Origin of the sequence: Bacteroides sp. 90-K9/2, assembly GCF_047310725.1 — a bacterium.
GTDB lineage: Bacteria > Bacteroidota > Bacteroidia > Bacteroidales > Bacteroidaceae > Bacteroides > Bacteroides vicugnae.
In genome coordinates, this window is the sequence record NZ_JBCGVL010000003.1 from 362,084 (window position 1) to 378,091 (window position 16,008).

At 42.6% G+C, this 16,008-nt stretch carries 10 protein-coding genes; 7 read left to right on the top strand and 3 right to left on the bottom strand.

Going from position 1 to position 16,008, the window contains the following annotated elements; translation table 11 throughout:
• Positions 1-48: 48 nt before the first annotated feature.
• Together AAHJ11_RS10900 and feoB are read right to left on the bottom strand one after the other, a co-directional pair.
• Positions 49-264 (bottom strand): hypothetical protein, encoded by a 216-nt coding sequence (locus tag AAHJ11_RS10900; protein WP_148364751.1) that lies wholly within the window; start codon positions 262-264, stop codon positions 49-51.
• The gene (gene feoB, locus AAHJ11_RS10905; RefSeq protein ID WP_413579522.1) at positions 261-2,747 is read right to left on the bottom strand and encodes a ferrous iron transport protein B; all 2,487 of its coding nucleotides are present in this window, start codon (positions 2,745-2,747) and stop codon (positions 261-263) included. The genes AAHJ11_RS10900 and feoB overlap by 4 nt, the downstream gene beginning before the upstream one ends.
• A gap of 145 nt (positions 2,748-2,892) precedes the next feature.
• On the opposite strand from feoB, the gene tilS reads away from it, so the two are divergent.
• On the top strand, positions 2,893-4,173 hold the full coding sequence (tilS, locus tag AAHJ11_RS10910) for a tRNA lysidine(34) synthetase TilS (protein ID WP_413579523.1): 1,281 nt from the start codon (positions 2,893-2,895) through the stop codon (positions 4,171-4,173).
• Here the strand turns inward: tilS and AAHJ11_RS10915 are convergent.
• Positions 4,158-4,994 (bottom strand): 4Fe-4S binding protein, encoded by an 837-nt coding sequence (locus tag AAHJ11_RS10915; protein WP_195649502.1) that lies wholly within the window; start codon positions 4,992-4,994, stop codon positions 4,158-4,160. The genes tilS and AAHJ11_RS10915 overlap by 16 nt on opposite strands.
• A gap of 236 nt (positions 4,995-5,230) precedes the next feature.
• On the opposite strand from AAHJ11_RS10915, the gene rho reads away from it, so the two are divergent.
• From rho to ffh, 6 genes are all read left to right on the top strand, one after another.
• Positions 5,231-7,528 carry a transcription termination factor Rho gene (rho, locus tag AAHJ11_RS10920; RefSeq protein WP_217721156.1) on the top strand — a complete coding sequence of 766 codons (2,298 nt, stop codon included), beginning with the start codon at positions 5,231-5,233 and terminating at the stop codon, positions 7,526-7,528.
• Between the two features lie 283 nt (positions 7,529-7,811).
• Positions 7,812-9,278 carry a sulfatase gene (locus AAHJ11_RS10925; RefSeq protein ID WP_167511758.1) on the top strand — a complete coding sequence of 489 codons (1,467 nt, stop codon included), beginning with the start codon at positions 7,812-7,814 and terminating at the stop codon, positions 9,276-9,278.
• Positions 9,279-9,368: 90 nt separating this feature from the next.
• Positions 9,369-11,219, top strand: coding sequence for a sensor histidine kinase (locus AAHJ11_RS10930; RefSeq protein ID WP_195649503.1), 1,851 nt, complete (start codon positions 9,369-9,371; stop codon positions 11,217-11,219).
• Positions 11,216-13,171 (top strand): sensor histidine kinase, encoded by a 1,956-nt coding sequence (locus tag AAHJ11_RS10935; RefSeq protein WP_148364746.1) that lies wholly within the window; start codon positions 11,216-11,218, stop codon positions 13,169-13,171. Before AAHJ11_RS10930 ends, AAHJ11_RS10935 begins: the two co-directional genes overlap by 4 nt.
• Positions 13,172-13,210: 39 nt before the next feature.
• Positions 13,211-14,533, top strand: a complete 1,323-nt coding sequence (locus AAHJ11_RS10940) for an MATE family efflux transporter (protein ID WP_195649505.1) — start codon at positions 13,211-13,213, stop codon at positions 14,531-14,533.
• Positions 14,534-14,637: 104 nt separating this feature from the next.
• Positions 14,638-15,960, top strand: coding sequence for a signal recognition particle protein (gene ffh / locus AAHJ11_RS10945; protein WP_320979106.1), 1,323 nt, complete (start codon positions 14,638-14,640; stop codon positions 15,958-15,960).
• The last annotated feature ends 48 nt before the right edge of the window (positions 15,961-16,008 follow it).

Sequence of the window (16,008 nt, forward strand, 5' to 3'; positions counted from 1 at the left end):
ATTTCTCGTTTGCGGTTGCAAAGGTAGTACAAATTTTGAAACTACCAACTATCCGCAGCAATTTTTCTTTGTACTTTTTTTCTTTACATCACACTCTCCGCGTTTCTTGTCCATCATATCCTTTAGTTCACAGCCACTTACACAGCTATCGCAAGGATTCTGATTTTCTCGCGTACGACGAAAAAAAAGAAATATTCCATATATAACGCGGGCAATACAGAGTACAACCAGTACTCCGACTACCCAATCTTGCCAATTATTCATACAAACAGTCCTCCAATCTGATAAACAGCAAATGATACAAGCCAAGCCAAGCCCGTTGTGTAACAAGCAGCAAAGAGCGCCCATTTCCAACTACCCGATTCCTGTTTTATAGCCGCTATCGCCGCAATACACGGAAAGTAAATCAATACAAACAACATATAACAGAAAGCAACCAATGGAGTAATCGGAATTCGTTCTGCCAAACTTACCGAATCAGCATCCGGATCATCTGCATATAAGACACCTAATGTACTTACTACCAACTCTTTCGCTCCCACACCGGAAAGCAAGCCAATACCTAGTTTCCAATCAAATCCCAGTGGTTTTATAACCGGCTCTATGCCACGCCCCAACTGGCCGATATAAGAATTTTCCTGCTGTTCAGCAGCCGTTTCATAAGCATCATGATTCGGATAATATCCCAGGAACCAGATTATAATAGAAGCAATCATAATAATTCCTCCCATCTTTTTCAAATACTGCGCTCCCTTTTCCCATGTGTGACGGAAGATCGATTTCGCTGTCGGCATCCGGTAAGGTGGAAGCTCCATCACAAATGGAGTATCATCACCTTTCACCAAAAACTTGCTAAATAAGCGGGCCATTACCACAGCCAATACAATACCAATCACATAAATACTTAACAACACCAGACTTGCATTGTTCGGGAAGAAAGCACCCACCAACAATAAATAAATCGGCAGACGCGCACTACAAGACATCAAAGGATTCACCAACATTGTAATAAGGCGGCTCTTCCGGTTCTCAATAGTACGGGAAGCTATAATAGCAGGCACATTGCACCCAAATCCCATAATCAAAGGTATGAATGATTTTCCGTGCAATCCCATTTTATGCATGATCTTATCCATGATAAAAGCCGCACGAGCCATATAACCCGAATCTTCCATAAGAGAAATGCAGAAATACAAAATCAAGATATTCGGCAAAAAGACAATAACCGCTCCTACCCCACCAATAATTCCATCAATCAGCAAATCTTTAAATGGACCTTCTGCCATATTATTGCGCAACAAGTCACCAATCTGCTCAACAACCCATTCAATCCCCATCATCGGATATTCTCCAATGACAAACGTACCTTCAAACATCAGATACATAAAAAGGAAAAAAATAGGAAATCCCCAAACACGATGAGTTACGATCGAATCCAGCACTTTCGTTGTCTGCGCCTGCTCCAAGTGATTATCTGTGAATGTCTCTTTCAGTGCACCGCTGATAAATCCATATTTAGCATCCGTAATAGCCGATTCACAATCCTCATTCATTGTGTCCTGAACACGCTTCGACATCTTGTCACGGACATGGAATATCTCATCCGCATTTGGCAATGTGCGCACAATACGTTCAATATCAGGATCATTCTCCAACAATTTAATGGAAAGGAAACGGGTAGAATATTTATGCCGGATAAATTCGTTCTTAGACACTTCACTTTTTACAGCCTCAATCGCTTTTTCGATATCAGGTCCATGATTAATATGAATATGTCGGAAGACACGTCCCGTCTTTTTGTGTTCACGCACATAATCTTCCAAATGCTCTTCCTCATGTTTCTTGCGATCCACCAAGGAGTCATGCCATTCAGTCAAATCCTTAAGAACTTCCGGATTCATATTTCCCTGTTTGTCGAAGAAGTCTACTCCTTCATACAGATTGATAACAACATGAAACAAGGTGTCCAATCCACGATTTTTCTTACTGACAGTAGGCAACATCGGCACCCCGAACAACTTGCTCAACAGATGATAATCCAAGGTATTTCCACTGGCTTCCAACTCATCATAAATATTCAGAGCTACTACCATGCGGACATTCATATCTATCAATTGGGTAGTCAGATATAAGTTTCGCTCCAGATTGGAGGAATCGACCACATTAATAATCACGTCCGGAGTTTCATCGATAATATGACGACGGACATAGATTTCTTCCGGCGTATAAGCAGACAAAGAATAAGTTCCCGGCAAATCGACAATACGGAAATGATAGCCTTCGAAATCAAAATAACCTTCTTTGGCATCCACGGTTACACCGCTGTAGTTTCCGACATGCTCATGAGCACCGGATACAAGATTAAACAGAGAAGTCTTGCCACTGTTCGGGTTTCCGACCAAAGCAACATTGATGGTACGGCGTTTACCTAACGCCAACCGTTTCATATCTTCTTCTTTTACTGAAAGGTCTTCAGGCAATCCTTCATGATAAACGGTCTTTTCGGCCAGCTTCTTTGCTTCCTCCTCGCTGATCACTTCGATCATTTCAGCTTCCTGACGACGAAGAGAAATTTCATAACCTAAAACTTTATATTTTATGGGATCTTTTAGCGGGGCATTCAACAGCACTTCAACCGTTTTACCTTTAATAAAGCCCATCTCCACAATACGTTTACGAAAACCACCGTGCCCCAATACCTTTACAATAACACCTTTTTCTCCTGTTTTTAATTCGGACAAACGCATAACTCTCAAAATTTTTGGCAAAGATAATTCATAACTTCGGAGCATGCAAATTATTTAGAATGTTTTTAAATAGCAGCCTTTTTCATCCTCTAAAAGATTCAGAAAAAATAAAAAAACTTATTGATAAACTCGTATCTTTGCAGGCATGATACAACAACGCGTTACAAAATATATAGAAAAGGAACATTTGTTCTCACCGGATGATAAAATCCTGATCGCATTGAGTGGTGGTGCCGACTCGGTAGCATTGCTATATATTCTGCATACAGCAGGTTATCATTGCGAAGCCGCACATTGTAATTTCCACTTGCGAGGCAAAGAGTCAGACCGGGACGAGTTATTTGTCCGCCAACTTTGCGAAAGAATGGAAATCCATTTACATACCATTGATTTCAACACGACCCAATATGCAACGGAAAAACATATTTCGATTGAAATGGCCGCACGGGAACTCCGCTACCAATGGTTCGAGAAAATTAGAAAAGAATATCAGGCAGATGTTATCGCTGTGGCCCATCACCAAGATGATAGCATAGAAACTATACTACTTAACCTGATTCGGGGAACAGGAATTACCGGTCTGTTAGGAATCCGCCCCCGTAATGGAGCCATCGTACGCCCTCTGCTTTGCATCAACCGGGAAGAAATAATTCGTTACCTGCAAAACATCGGACAAGATTATGTGACAGACAGCACCAATCTGGAAGACGAATATACCCGTAATAAGATCCGGCTCAACCTCCTTCCCCTCATGCAGGAAATTAATCCGTCAGTCAAAAACACTCTGATAGATACGAGTAATTATCTGAATGATGTAGCCACTATATATAATAAATGTATAGAGGCGACTAAAAAGAAAATCATTACAGCAGAAGGTGTCCGAATCAGTGATTTGGTTAAGGAACCGGCACCCGAAGCTATCTTATTCGAAGTCCTGCATCCTCTAGGATTCAATTCCGCACAAATCAAAGATATCGCCCATTCGCTTCATAGCCAACCGGGCAAGCAATTCTGCAGCAAAGAATGGAGAGTGATAAAAGACAGAGAATTCTTATTAATAGAAACCATTGAATCTGAAAATGAGGTTCTTCCTCCTTTTCAAATCACCAAAGAGGAAAGAGAGTACACCCCGGATTTTCTCATTCCACGTGAAAAGAAAATAGCCTGTTTTGATGCCGACAAACTGAATGGAGAAATTCATTACCGGAAATGGCAACCGGGAGACACTTTTATCCCTTTTGGAATGAAAGGAAAGAAAAAAATAAGCGATTATCTGACCGACCGCAAATTTTCTATCAGCCAAAAAGAACGCCAATGGGTACTCTGCTGTGGAGAACACATCGCATGGCTGATAGGCGAACGAACAGACAACCGCTTTCGTATTGATGAAACGACCAAGCGCGTCGTGATCTACAAAATAGTTTGAGGCAACTTCTGTTTCTTGAAGCAATCTGACAACAAAACTGCAAAAGGGGTATCATATACCCTTGCTTTCCTAACGCAAGCTTTTACACAGGCACAACATTTAATACATTTAGCCTCATCCGTATGTAGCTCGTCCCCTTTCGTTATAGCCCCTGCCGGACAACGGACCACACACAACCCGCAATGGGTACACAAATTCTCATCTTCCACCCAAGGAGCCCGGGGAAGCGGTGTCCCACTTTTACGTAACTTGATGACTTTCCTCAAAAAACGGAACAAAGGAAAAAATGGCTGACTCGGACGCTTGATAGCACGTACATCCACCGGATAAAGGGTATCCATATTATCAGCTGTCTGTATTTTTTCCATGATTTTCTTCCCAAACTCCACCGCAAAGGCTAAATCCGTTTCATCAGGACGTCCCATTGCAATCGGATATTTGTCGGTACTATATGAATGTTCTCCAATAAAAGTTGCCCCGGCTATTACTTTAAATCCATGAGGAATAGCAAAAGCATCCAGTTCCATTAAAGCTTTTTCATAAGCACGATTTCCATAAACCACTACCAAAACGGTAGGAGTATCCACTCCACGGATATACTGCAAACGCTCCATTGCCAGAGGAGCGACATGTCCTCCATACACAGGCACTACAATAATAGCCAAAGAAGATGTAGGAATCACAATTTCATCTGCAATCTGCTGTGTCACATTGATAGGAAAAATATTTTTTATGCCCGCTCCGTGAACAATCGCCTCCGCAACTTGTTTAGATGTGTGTGTAGGCGAAAAATAAATTAAATGAGCTTCATTTACTGTCATACTATTTTCTTTTATGTAGCAAAGATACACTTTTACGTGGAAAAAAATGTTTGATTGTTCATGAAACCAAAAAAAATTATTATCTTTGCCCCGTTGAAACATTCTACGATTCAACATATACATCCCTAATTCAGAATAAAAAACAAAACGTATGCTCGCATATCTGTAGCCATGAGCTGTAGTAATGCTGTCCATAATTCAGCAAAAAAAGAAATATTAATAACTTACCATACTATATGTATAACATTATCCAATTAAACGACAAAAATCTGTCGGAACTTCAAGTTATTGCCAAAGAGTTAGGCATAAAAAAAGCAGACTCATACAAAAAAGAAGACCTTGTTTATAAAATACTCGATGAACAGGCCATTGTAGGAGCTACAAAAAAAGTTGCCGCAGATAAACTAAAAGAAGAACGCAAAAATGAAGAACAAAAGAAAAAGCGTTCACGGGTAGCTCCTACCAAAAAAGAAGACAAGGTGGTTTCCGCAACAAAGAGTGGAGAGGCTAACAAGACAAAAGAGCCCACTCCTGTAAAAGCGGCACCACAACCTTCCCAAAAAGAAGAGAGTACAAACAAAGAAAAAGAAACTGTTGTTGTAGAAGCTAAAGCAGAAAACACTGCTACTCCCAAGCGTAAAGTAGGCCGTCCTCGTAAGAACTCTGACGCAGAAGAGAAAAAAGAAGTAGAAAATGCAAAACCGGCAGCACCCAAAGTAGTGGAGTCTAAGCCTGTTGTTGCAGAGAAAGCTACTGGTACTGAGGAAAAAACGGCTCCGGTACAACAGCAAACAGCCGAGAAGAAAGCAAAAAACAAACCTGCATCAGAAGCGAATAAGCCTGTTGCAGAAACAAATAAACCGGCTGCAGAACCTAACAATCCTGTTGTAGAGAAAAAGGTTATAGATAAACCACAAAAGAAAGCTGCCCCCGTTATCGACGAGGAAAGTAATATCCTGTCCAACGTTGACGACGATGATTTTATTCCAATCGAAGATCTGCCTTCTGAAAAAATAGAGCTTCCTACCGAACTATTCGGAAAATTCGAAGCTACCAAAACAGAATCAGCACAGACAGCACCGGAACAATCACCTCATCCTCAACAGCAACAACAATCTCAACAGCAGCAATCCCAGCAGCAACGTCCGCGTATTGTTCGCCCACGCGACAATAACAACGGCAATAATAATGCTACTAACAATGGCAATAACGCCAATAATAATAGCAATAATAATTTCCAGCGTAACAACAATAACCAGAATCAGGCTCAGATTCCAAATCAAAATCAGAACCAAAACCAACAACGCTTACCGATGCCACGTGCCGCTCAGCAGAACAATGCGGGTGAAAATCTTCCGGTACAACAACAGCAGCAGGAACGCAAGGTTATTGAACGCGAAAAGCCTTATGAATTCGATGATATTCTCAACGGAGTAGGCGTTCTGGAAATTATGCAGGATGGATACGGATTCCTCCGTTCTTCCGACTACAACTACCTTTCTTCTCCGGACGATATTTATGTATCACAGTCTCAAATCAAACTATTTGGTCTGAAAACCGGTGATGTAGTAGAAGGAGTTATCCGTCCACCCAAAGAAGGAGAAAAATATTTCCCATTGGTAAAGGTTTCGAAAATCAACGGACGTGACGCAGCTTTCGTTCGCGACCGTGTTCCTTTCGAACATCTGACACCTCTCTTTCCGGATGAAAAGTTCAAACTTTGCAAAGGCGGTTATTCAGACTCTATGTCTGCCCGTGTTGTCGATCTTTTCGCTCCTATCGGTAAAGGTCAGCGTGCATTGATCGTTGCCCAGCCAAAGACAGGTAAGACCATCTTAATGAAAGATATAGCTAATGCTATCGCAGCCAACCACCCGGAAGTTTACATGATTATGTTGCTGATTGATGAACGCCCGGAAGAAGTAACAGACATGGCTCGCAGTGTTAATGCAGAAGTAATCGCTTCTACTTTTGACGAACCGGCAGAACGTCACGTAAAAATTGCAGGTATCGTATTGGAAAAGGCAAAACGTCTGGTAGAATGCGGTCACGACGTAGTTATCTTCCTTGATTCTATCACTCGTCTGGCTCGTGCATACAATACAGTATCTCCTGCATCCGGAAAAGTTCTTTCTGGTGGTGTGGATGCAAATGCACTTCATAAACCAAAACGCTTCTTCGGTGCTGCCCGTAATATTGAAAACGGCGGTTCACTGACCATTATTGCTACCGCACTGATCGATACCGGTTCTAAAATGGACGAAGTTATCTTCGAAGAATTTAAGGGTACAGGTAACATGGAGTTGCAGCTCGACCGCAACCTGTCCAACAAACGTATCTTCCCGGCAGTCAACATTACCGCATCCAGCACTCGTCGCGACGACCTGTTGCTTGATAAAACAACCCTTGACCGCATGTGGATATTACGCAAATATCTTGCCGACATGAATCCGATCGAAGCAATGGACTTCGTTAAAGACCGTCTGGAAAAAACCAGAGACAACGACGAATTCCTGATGAGCATGAACAGCTAATCAACAGCAAACTTATAAATGAACGGTGAACAAACTGCGCCATAACAAGTGCAGTTTATTCACCGTTTTCTTTTTCAGTAACCCGTTTTATGACTCATCACCTGCCGTTTATCACTTATCATTCAACTCCCATCACCGATAGTTCCCCCTAACGGCCAGCCAACCTTTCATTTTTGTACAAAATACTTTCATTTGCGTCCAAAACCACTACCTCACCCTTTTTTACGTTTCCTTTTTTCCTATTTTTGCTTCCAAATCAAATATTACTTAATTCTAACCAGTAATGAAAACTATTTATCCATTCATGGGATTAGCCCTGTGCAGCGTGACAGCACAGGCTCAAGAAAAGCCCAATTTCCTGATTATTCAGTGCGACCATCTTACACAACGTGTTGTGGGAGCTTACGGACAAACACAAGGCTGTACCCTCCCTATTGATGAAGTCGCTTCACGAGGAGTTATCTTCTCCAATGCTTATGTAGGTTGCCCTCTCAGCCAACCCTCACGTGCTGCTTTATGGAGTGGCATGATGCCTCATCAAACCAATGTACGCTCCAACTCCAGCGAACCTATCAACTCACGTATTCCCGAAAACATACCGACATTAGGAAGCCTTTTCTCTGAAAACGGTTATGAAGCCGTACACTTCGGAAAAACACACGACATGGGTTCACTTAGAGGATTCAAGCATAAAGAACCGGTAGCCAAGCCATTCACCGATCCGGAATTCCCGGTTAATAACGACAGTTTCCTGGACGTAGGAACATGTGAAGACGCTGTTGCTTATCTAAGTAATCCGCCGGAAGAACCATTCATCTGTATTGCCGATTTTCAGAACCCTCACAATATCTGCGGATTTGTAGGAGCAAACGAAGGAATACATACCGACCGCGCCATCAGTGGAACCCTTCCGGAGCTACCGGCCAATTTCGATGTAGAAGACTGGAGCAATATCCCTAAACCAGTGCAATACATCTGCTGCAGCCATCGCCGCATGACCCAGGCCGCTCATTGGAATGAAGAGAATTACCGTCATTACATTGCCGCTTTCCAACACTATACCAAGATGGTTTCCAAGCAAGTAGACAGCGTATTGAAAGCCCTCTACTCCACTCCTGCCGGAAAAAACACAATCGTTATTATCATGGCTGACCATGGTGATGGAATGGCTTCACACCGCATGGTGACCAAGCACATCAGTTTCTATGATGAAATGACCAACGTACCGTTTATCTTTGCAGGTCCTGGCATCAAACAACAGAAAAAGCCCGTAGACCAAGTATTGACACAGCCTACGTTAGATCTTCTGCCTACCCTTTGTGATTTGGCAGGAATTCCCGTTCCGGCCGAAAAACCGGGAATCAGCCTTGCACCTATATTAAAAGGGGAGAAACAGAAAAAAACTCACCCTTATGTAGTTTCCGAATGGCATAGCGAATATGAATATGTCGTTACTCCCGGACGTATGGTACGCGGACCGAGATACAAGTACACTCACTATCTGGAAGGTAACGGAGAAGAGCTATATGATATGAAAAAGGATCCGGGAGAACGCAAGAATCTCGCCAAAGACCCTAAATACAGTAAGGTTCTCGCCGAACACCGTGCCATGCTTGATGATTACATCGCCCGCACCAAAGATGATTACCGGAGTTTGAAAGTAGATGCCGATCCACGATGCAGAAACCATACTCCCGGCTACCCCAACCACGAGGGCCCTGGGGCACGAGAGATACTCAAAAGAAAATAAATTATAAAAAAGAGTGAAGATTTCTTTGTAATCTTCACTCTTTTTAGTTCTTTTGCAGATAAACTTACAAGCAAGCAATTCTTATATCAAGTGAAAAAATACAGACGTCATATAATTGCAATAGTCGTAACCGTATTAATATCGGTCACCTTATATGCAGCACGTACAAATTCAGATCGTCTTTCTTTATTACAACCTTTACTTGAATATAATCATCCATTCAGTCCGGACATCCCTATCGACAGCATCATTGCCTGGGAAAAACTTTTAGAACCGGAATTACAAAAGAAACAACAATATCCACTCCTATTTCAAATAAATTTGCTGACCGTTCAGGCCTTGATAGCAGAAGGCAACATCAGTCTTGCCATCAATCAGGCCAACCAGATGTACCAGAAAGCCAAAGAAATGGATTATCCTCTGGGGACAGCACTCGCATTACACGCCATTGGAAATACTTATTTAAGTTCATCAACGCCACAAGCCGCCATCGAATCATACAGGGAAGCATTAGAAGTGATCCGGAAAATCCCTCATGCCAGCCAATATGTCAAAACAATTCTGCCCCAACTCATTCTGACCAAGCTCAAATATCATCAAATGACAGATATAGAAGACAATATCCGGGAACTCGAATCTGTTACTGACAAAGGCGGGAATCCACAAGACGACTTTCATCTAGTTTACTGTCAGGCATTCTACCGTATTCAGACACACCATCTTCCCGAAGCATTAAACCACATACAGCAAGCCAAGCAAATCAGTCAGCAGCATCTGTACCCATATTTTCATTTAATGATTAAATACTTGTACTCTTGCTACTACACTGAATCTAAAGAGTACATTCAGGCATTAACCACACTTGATGAATTACTTTCGCATACGAGAACTACCAACTCATACACATCCTTGCAAGTACAAAAGGATCGTGCCCACATACTTGCCCTGATGGGAAAAGGCAAGGAAGCATGTGAAGCCTATGAAATATTCAATACGTACAAAGACTCTTTGGACGCAATGAATTATATTCGCCAAATCAACGAATTACACACCCTCTACCAAATAGACAAAAACGAACTGGACAACTTAAACAGACAGAAGACAATCCTTTTCTGGAGTTGGTTTACCATCCTATTCATTGTCATACTGATTGTATTTTTCATCCTTTTGGTCAAACGAGGGAATAAAAAACTGCGCCAATCACAACAGGAACTGGAAAAAGCGAAAAAGCAAGAAGAAAATTCCATCCGGGCAAAGAGCCTTTTCCTTTCCAACATGAGCCATGAAATTCGGACACCACTCAATGCGTTGTCCGGCTTCTCCTCTATCCTGACGGAAGAATCCATCGACAACGAGACCCGGAAACAGTGTAGCGATATTATTCAGCAAAATTCAGAACTGTTACTCAAGCTGATTAACGACGTAATCGACTTGTCCAGTCTCGAAGTGGGCAAGATGAAATTCAAATATGAGCGGTGTGATGCAGTAGCAATATGCAAAAATGTTATCGACATGGTTGAGAAAATAAAACAGACAAATGCAAACGTCCGTTTTTCAACCTCTCTCCATTCATTAGAACTGACGACAGACAATGCAAGGTTGCAACAATTATTAATCAACCTTCTCATCAACGCAACCAAATTTACTCCGCAAGGCTCCATCACCATGGAACTGGAAAAACAGACAGAAGATATAGCACTGTTTTCTGTGACCGACACCGGTTGCGGTATCTCTCCGGAGAATCAGAATAAAATATTCAACCGTTTTGAGAAACTAAATGAAAATGCTCAAGGCACAGGACTCGGCTTGTCTATCTGCCAACTCATTGTCGAACAGCTGGGCGGCAAAATATGGATTGACTCCAATTATAAGGAAGGAGCCCGTTTCCTGTTCACACACCCTATTTACCATGAGCAACCAGGAAAGGAGGAAGCCGAATGAAACAAGTCCTGCTCCTGTTCCTTCTATTATGCTGCGCCTTCACCGGAAAAGCCAGTACCGAGATTGTTTTGGAATCAGATAGCCTGATAAAGGTGTTGCAAACGTTACCATACGATACGACACGGCTGAATGTTCTTAATAAAATCATCAGAATAGAACAAAACAACCAGCAATGTATCCAATATTCAGATGTATTAATGAAAGAAGCATTGCAACTGAGAAACGACAGATACGCCGGTCTGGCCGCTTACTACCATATCTTATACTATTACAATCGTAATAATCAAGACAGTGTAGCGAAATGGCTCACCATAATGGAGCCTCATGCCCGGAAATCAGATTTATGGAATTACTTCTTTGATGCCAAACGTTTCCAGATAGATCTGTACACATTCAACGAACAATATGAACTTGCTATCAACGAATCTCAAAAGATGCAACAGCAAGCCTCCCAAAGGAATAGTAACCGGGGGAGTATAGCCGCCTATCAATGCCTAAGCAATGCATATATCGGCAGTCAGCGCTGGGATAAAGGAATAGAAGCATTGGAGACTGCCTACCAGCTACTCACCCCGACAGAAAATCCGGTGGTCCGTATCTCGGTATTATCACAGTTAGTATCCGTTGTCAAAGAAAAGAAGGATAATAAAAAACTACTCAAATATCTGCAGGAACTGGAAAACACCCTTCATAACCATATCAGTGCGAACCCATCTTTAAAAACGGGGTTTGCCGATGTATATCTGTTCAATGAACTGTTCTACAGCTATTATTACCTGAATACCCATCAGCCGCAACAAGCTTATGAACATCTTGTAAAATCTAAAGAATATCTGGATGAGAATACTTATTTCATGTATAAAGTACTCTATTTCGACACATTTGCCAAATATCACCAAGCAATTGGAGACTACCAACAGGCATCGGATTATATCGACACGACACTGACGATGTTGAAGAAAGACTTCACAAGCGACTATGCCGAACAGCTACTCGAAAAGGCCAGAATATGGAAACAGGCAGGGCAAAGCGAAAAAGCCATCCCTCTGTATGAGGAGGCACTCGCCATCAAAGACTCGACAGCCACTGTACTCTCAAACAATCAGATGGCACAGATACAGAGCAAATACAATATCGAAAAAACAGAACTGGATCAAAAAAGGGAAAACAACCGGCTCCAGCTCACCTATCTGATCTTTATATTTGTTATCCTGCTTCTGCTTTTTATCTTTATGGCGCGACTCTTTATGGTACGGAAAGCACTCAAATACGCAGAAAACGAAATCCGGAAAACAACAGAAAACGTGCGGAAAACCAATGAAATAAAAAATCGCTTCCTGTCCAACATGAGCTATAACATCCGTACCCCGCTCAACAATGTAGTCGGTTTCTCACAACTCATAGCCAGTGAACCCAACATAGACAAGGAAATAAGGCAAGAATACTCAAACATCATCCACAAAAGTTCGGAGAAGTTAATGAGACTTGTCAATGACGTTCTCGACTTATCCCGTTTGGAAGCCCAAATGATGAAGTTCCAGTTGCAAGACTATGATGCCACTACCCTATGTAAGGAAGCATGTTGCATGGCGCAGATGCAAAACGAGAAAACAGGTATCCAGATTGAGTTTTCCAGTGAAACAGACGCTCAAATCCATACCGATATAACACGACTGACGCAGGCCTTGCTTAGCGCACTGGTATACCCGCAAGAACACAGACAAGCACGAATCATCCGATTCACATTAAACCGGGATGAAGATATGCTCCGTTTCCGGATCACTAATTCACCTTTGGCAGACCATGCATTCGTATCACAGGAAACCATCATCCGGCATGATATAAACCTGTTATTGCTAAAACATTTCGGAGGAAACTATCTCGTCAACGATAAAACTCCCGAAGGTCCGGAAATTGTTTTCATCTACCCCATCGTTTCCGAATCGAAATAAAGCACTATCTTTGCAAAGTGTAAACTTAAACACTTAATTATGTACACCAACAAACAGATTTGGAGTGTCAGTTATCCGATACTACTAAGCTTGCTGGCACAAAATGTCATCAATGTCACCGACACAGCATTCCTCGGACACGTGAGTGAGGTAGCCCTTGGAGCATCGGCTATGGGCGGGTTATTCTATATATGCGTATTCACCATCGCATTCGGATTCAGTACCGGTTCGCAGATAGTCATAGCACGACGCAACGGCGAAGGACGCTATTCGGATGTCGGTCCCGTCATGATTCAAGGAGTCATGTTCCTGTTCGTGATGGCACTGCTGCTATTCGGATTCACCAAAGCATTCGGCGGAAACATCATGCGTTTGCTGGTTTCTTCAGAATCCATCTACGAGGGAACGATGGAGTTTCTGGACTGGCGTATTTACGGATTCTTTTTCTCGTTCATCAATGTCATGTTCCGGGCATTGTATATCGGCATTACACGCACTAAAGTACTAACGATCAATGCTATCGTCATGGCATTAACCAATGTAGTACTGGACTACGCATTAATTTTCGGAAAGTTCGGTTTGCCGGAAATGGGTATCAAGGGAGCGGCTATCGCCTCCGTACTGGCAGAAGCTTCCTCCATTCTCTTTTTCGTCATTTACACATACCTCACCGTCGATTTGAAGAAATATGGTCTGAACCGTCTGCGTACATTCGACCCGGCATTGCTGATGCGGATACTTAGTATCTCCTGTTTCACTATGCTGCAATATTTCCTGTCAATGGCTACCTGGTTCGTATTCTTCGTAGCCGTAGAACGGTTGGGACAACGGGAACTGGCGATTGCCAATATCGTCCGGAGTATCTACGTCGTACTGCTGATTCCGGTCAATGCATTGGCTACTACCACCAACAGTCTTGTCAGCAACGCCATCGGTGCGGGAGGTATCCAGCACGTGATGCCGCTCATCAATAAAATTGCCCGGTTCTCCTTTTTCATCATGCTGGGATTAGTAGCAGTATCAGCATTATTTCCAGAGTTCCTGCTCTCCATCTACACCAGTGAAGCGGCACTCATTACGGAATCCGTGCCCTCAGTATACGTTATTTGTTGCGCCATGCTTATCGCATCTGTAGCCAACGTGGTGTTCAACGGCATCTCCGGAACAGGAAATACACAAGCAGCCCTGTTGCTCGAAACAATTACAATCATCATCTACGGGTCCTACATAGTTTTCATCGGAATGTGGCTGAAAGCACCGATTGAAATCTGCTTTACAATTGAGATTGTGTATTATAGCTTACTGTTGATCACAAGTTATATTTATCTCAAAAAAGCAAAATGGCAAAATAAAAAGATATAAATACAAGAGATTTTTGTACATTTGCAAGCTCAAATAAAGAGTAGACGGAAAAGTCTCTCTTTTGCCCAAGTAAATTGTAATTAGTAATTCGTAATTAAATAACTATGTTCGATAATTTAAGTGAAAGACTAGAACGGTCATTCAAGATTCTGAAAGGTGAAGGCAAAATCACCGAAATCAACGTGGCGGAGACGCTGAAAGACGTACGTAAAGCACTTCTCGACGCCGACGTAAACTACAAGGTTGCAAAGAATTTCACGGATACAGTGAAAGAAAAAGCGCTTGGCCAGAACGTTCTTACGGCTGTGAAGCCAAGCCAGTTGATGGTGAAGATCGTGCATGATGAACTTACACTGTTGATGGGTGGAGAGACAGCCGAGATCAATATCGACGCCCGTCCGGCAGTTATCCTGATGTCAGGTTTGCAGGGTTCGGGTAAGACCACTTTCTCCGGTAAACTGGCACGGATGCTGAAAACCAAGAAGAACCGTAAGCCATTATTGGTCGCTTGTGACGTTTACCGTCCGGCAGCTATCGAACAGTTGCGTGTATTGGCAGAACAGATTGAAGTACCGATGTACTGTGAACTGGACAGCAAGGATCCGGTAGAAATCGCACAACACGCCATTCAGGAAGCCAAAGCCAAAGGATACGATCTCGTTATCGTCGATACAGCCGGACGTCTGGCAGTAGACGAGCAGATGATGAACGAGATCGCCGCTATCAAAAAAGCAATCAACCCAGACGAAATTCTGTTCGTGGTAGACTCCATGACCGGTCAGGACGCTGTAAACACTGCTAAAGAATTCAACGAACGTCTGGACTTTAACGGTGTGGTACTGACCAAACTCGATGGTGATACCCGCGGTGGTGCGGCTCTTTCTATCCGTTCGGTAGTGAACAAACCGATTAAATTCGTAGGTACAGGTGAAAAACTGGAAGCAATCGACCAGTTCCACCCTGCCCGTATGGCCGACCGTATTCTCGGTATGGGTGACATCGTTTCATTGGTAGAACGTGCTCAGGAACAATACGATGAAGAAGAAGCCAAACGCTTACAGAAGAAAATTGCCAAAAACCAATTCGACTTCAACGACTTCCTTAGCCAGATTGCACAAATCAAAAAAATGGGTAATCTGAAAGACCTAGCTTCCATGATTCCGGGAGTAGGAAAAGCAATCAAAGACATTGATATTGATGACAATGCTTTCAAGAGCATCGAAGCCATTATTTATTCCATGACTCCGGCAGAACGTTCCAACCCGGAAATACTGAACGGTTCACGCCGTACGCGTATCGCCAAAGGTAGCGGAACGACTATCCAGGAAGTAAACCGCCTGCTGAAACAGTTCGACCAGACACGCAAAATGATGAAAATGGTGACTAGCAGCAAAATGGGTAAGATGATGCCTAAGATGAAAAAGTAATCATTCAATAGATCCAAATCTAATGATAAGTAAGAAGAGGGAGTTTCG

Coding starts and splice junctions, on each gene's coding strand:
- AAHJ11_RS10900 (WP_148364751.1), bottom strand. CDS start 264: ATGAATAATTGGCAAGATTGGGTAGTCGGAGTACTGGTTGTACTCTGT.
- feoB (WP_413579522.1), bottom strand. CDS start 2,747: ATGCGTTTGTCCGAATTAAAAACAGGAGAAAAAGGTGTTATTGTAAAG.
- tilS (WP_413579523.1), top strand. CDS start 2,893: ATGATACAACAACGCGTTACAAAATATATAGAAAAGGAACATTTGTTC.
- AAHJ11_RS10915 (WP_195649502.1), bottom strand. CDS start 4,994: ATGACAGTAAATGAAGCTCATTTAATTTATTTTTCGCCTACACACACA.
- rho (WP_217721156.1), top strand. CDS start 5,231: ATGTATAACATTATCCAATTAAACGACAAAAATCTGTCGGAACTTCAA.
- AAHJ11_RS10925 (WP_167511758.1), top strand. CDS start 7,812: ATGAAAACTATTTATCCATTCATGGGATTAGCCCTGTGCAGCGTGACA.
- AAHJ11_RS10935 (WP_148364746.1), top strand. CDS start 11,216: ATGAAACAAGTCCTGCTCCTGTTCCTTCTATTATGCTGCGCCTTCACC.
- AAHJ11_RS10940 (WP_195649505.1), top strand. CDS start 13,211: ATGTACACCAACAAACAGATTTGGAGTGTCAGTTATCCGATACTACTA.
- ffh (WP_320979106.1), top strand. CDS start 14,638: ATGTTCGATAATTTAAGTGAAAGACTAGAACGGTCATTCAAGATTCTG.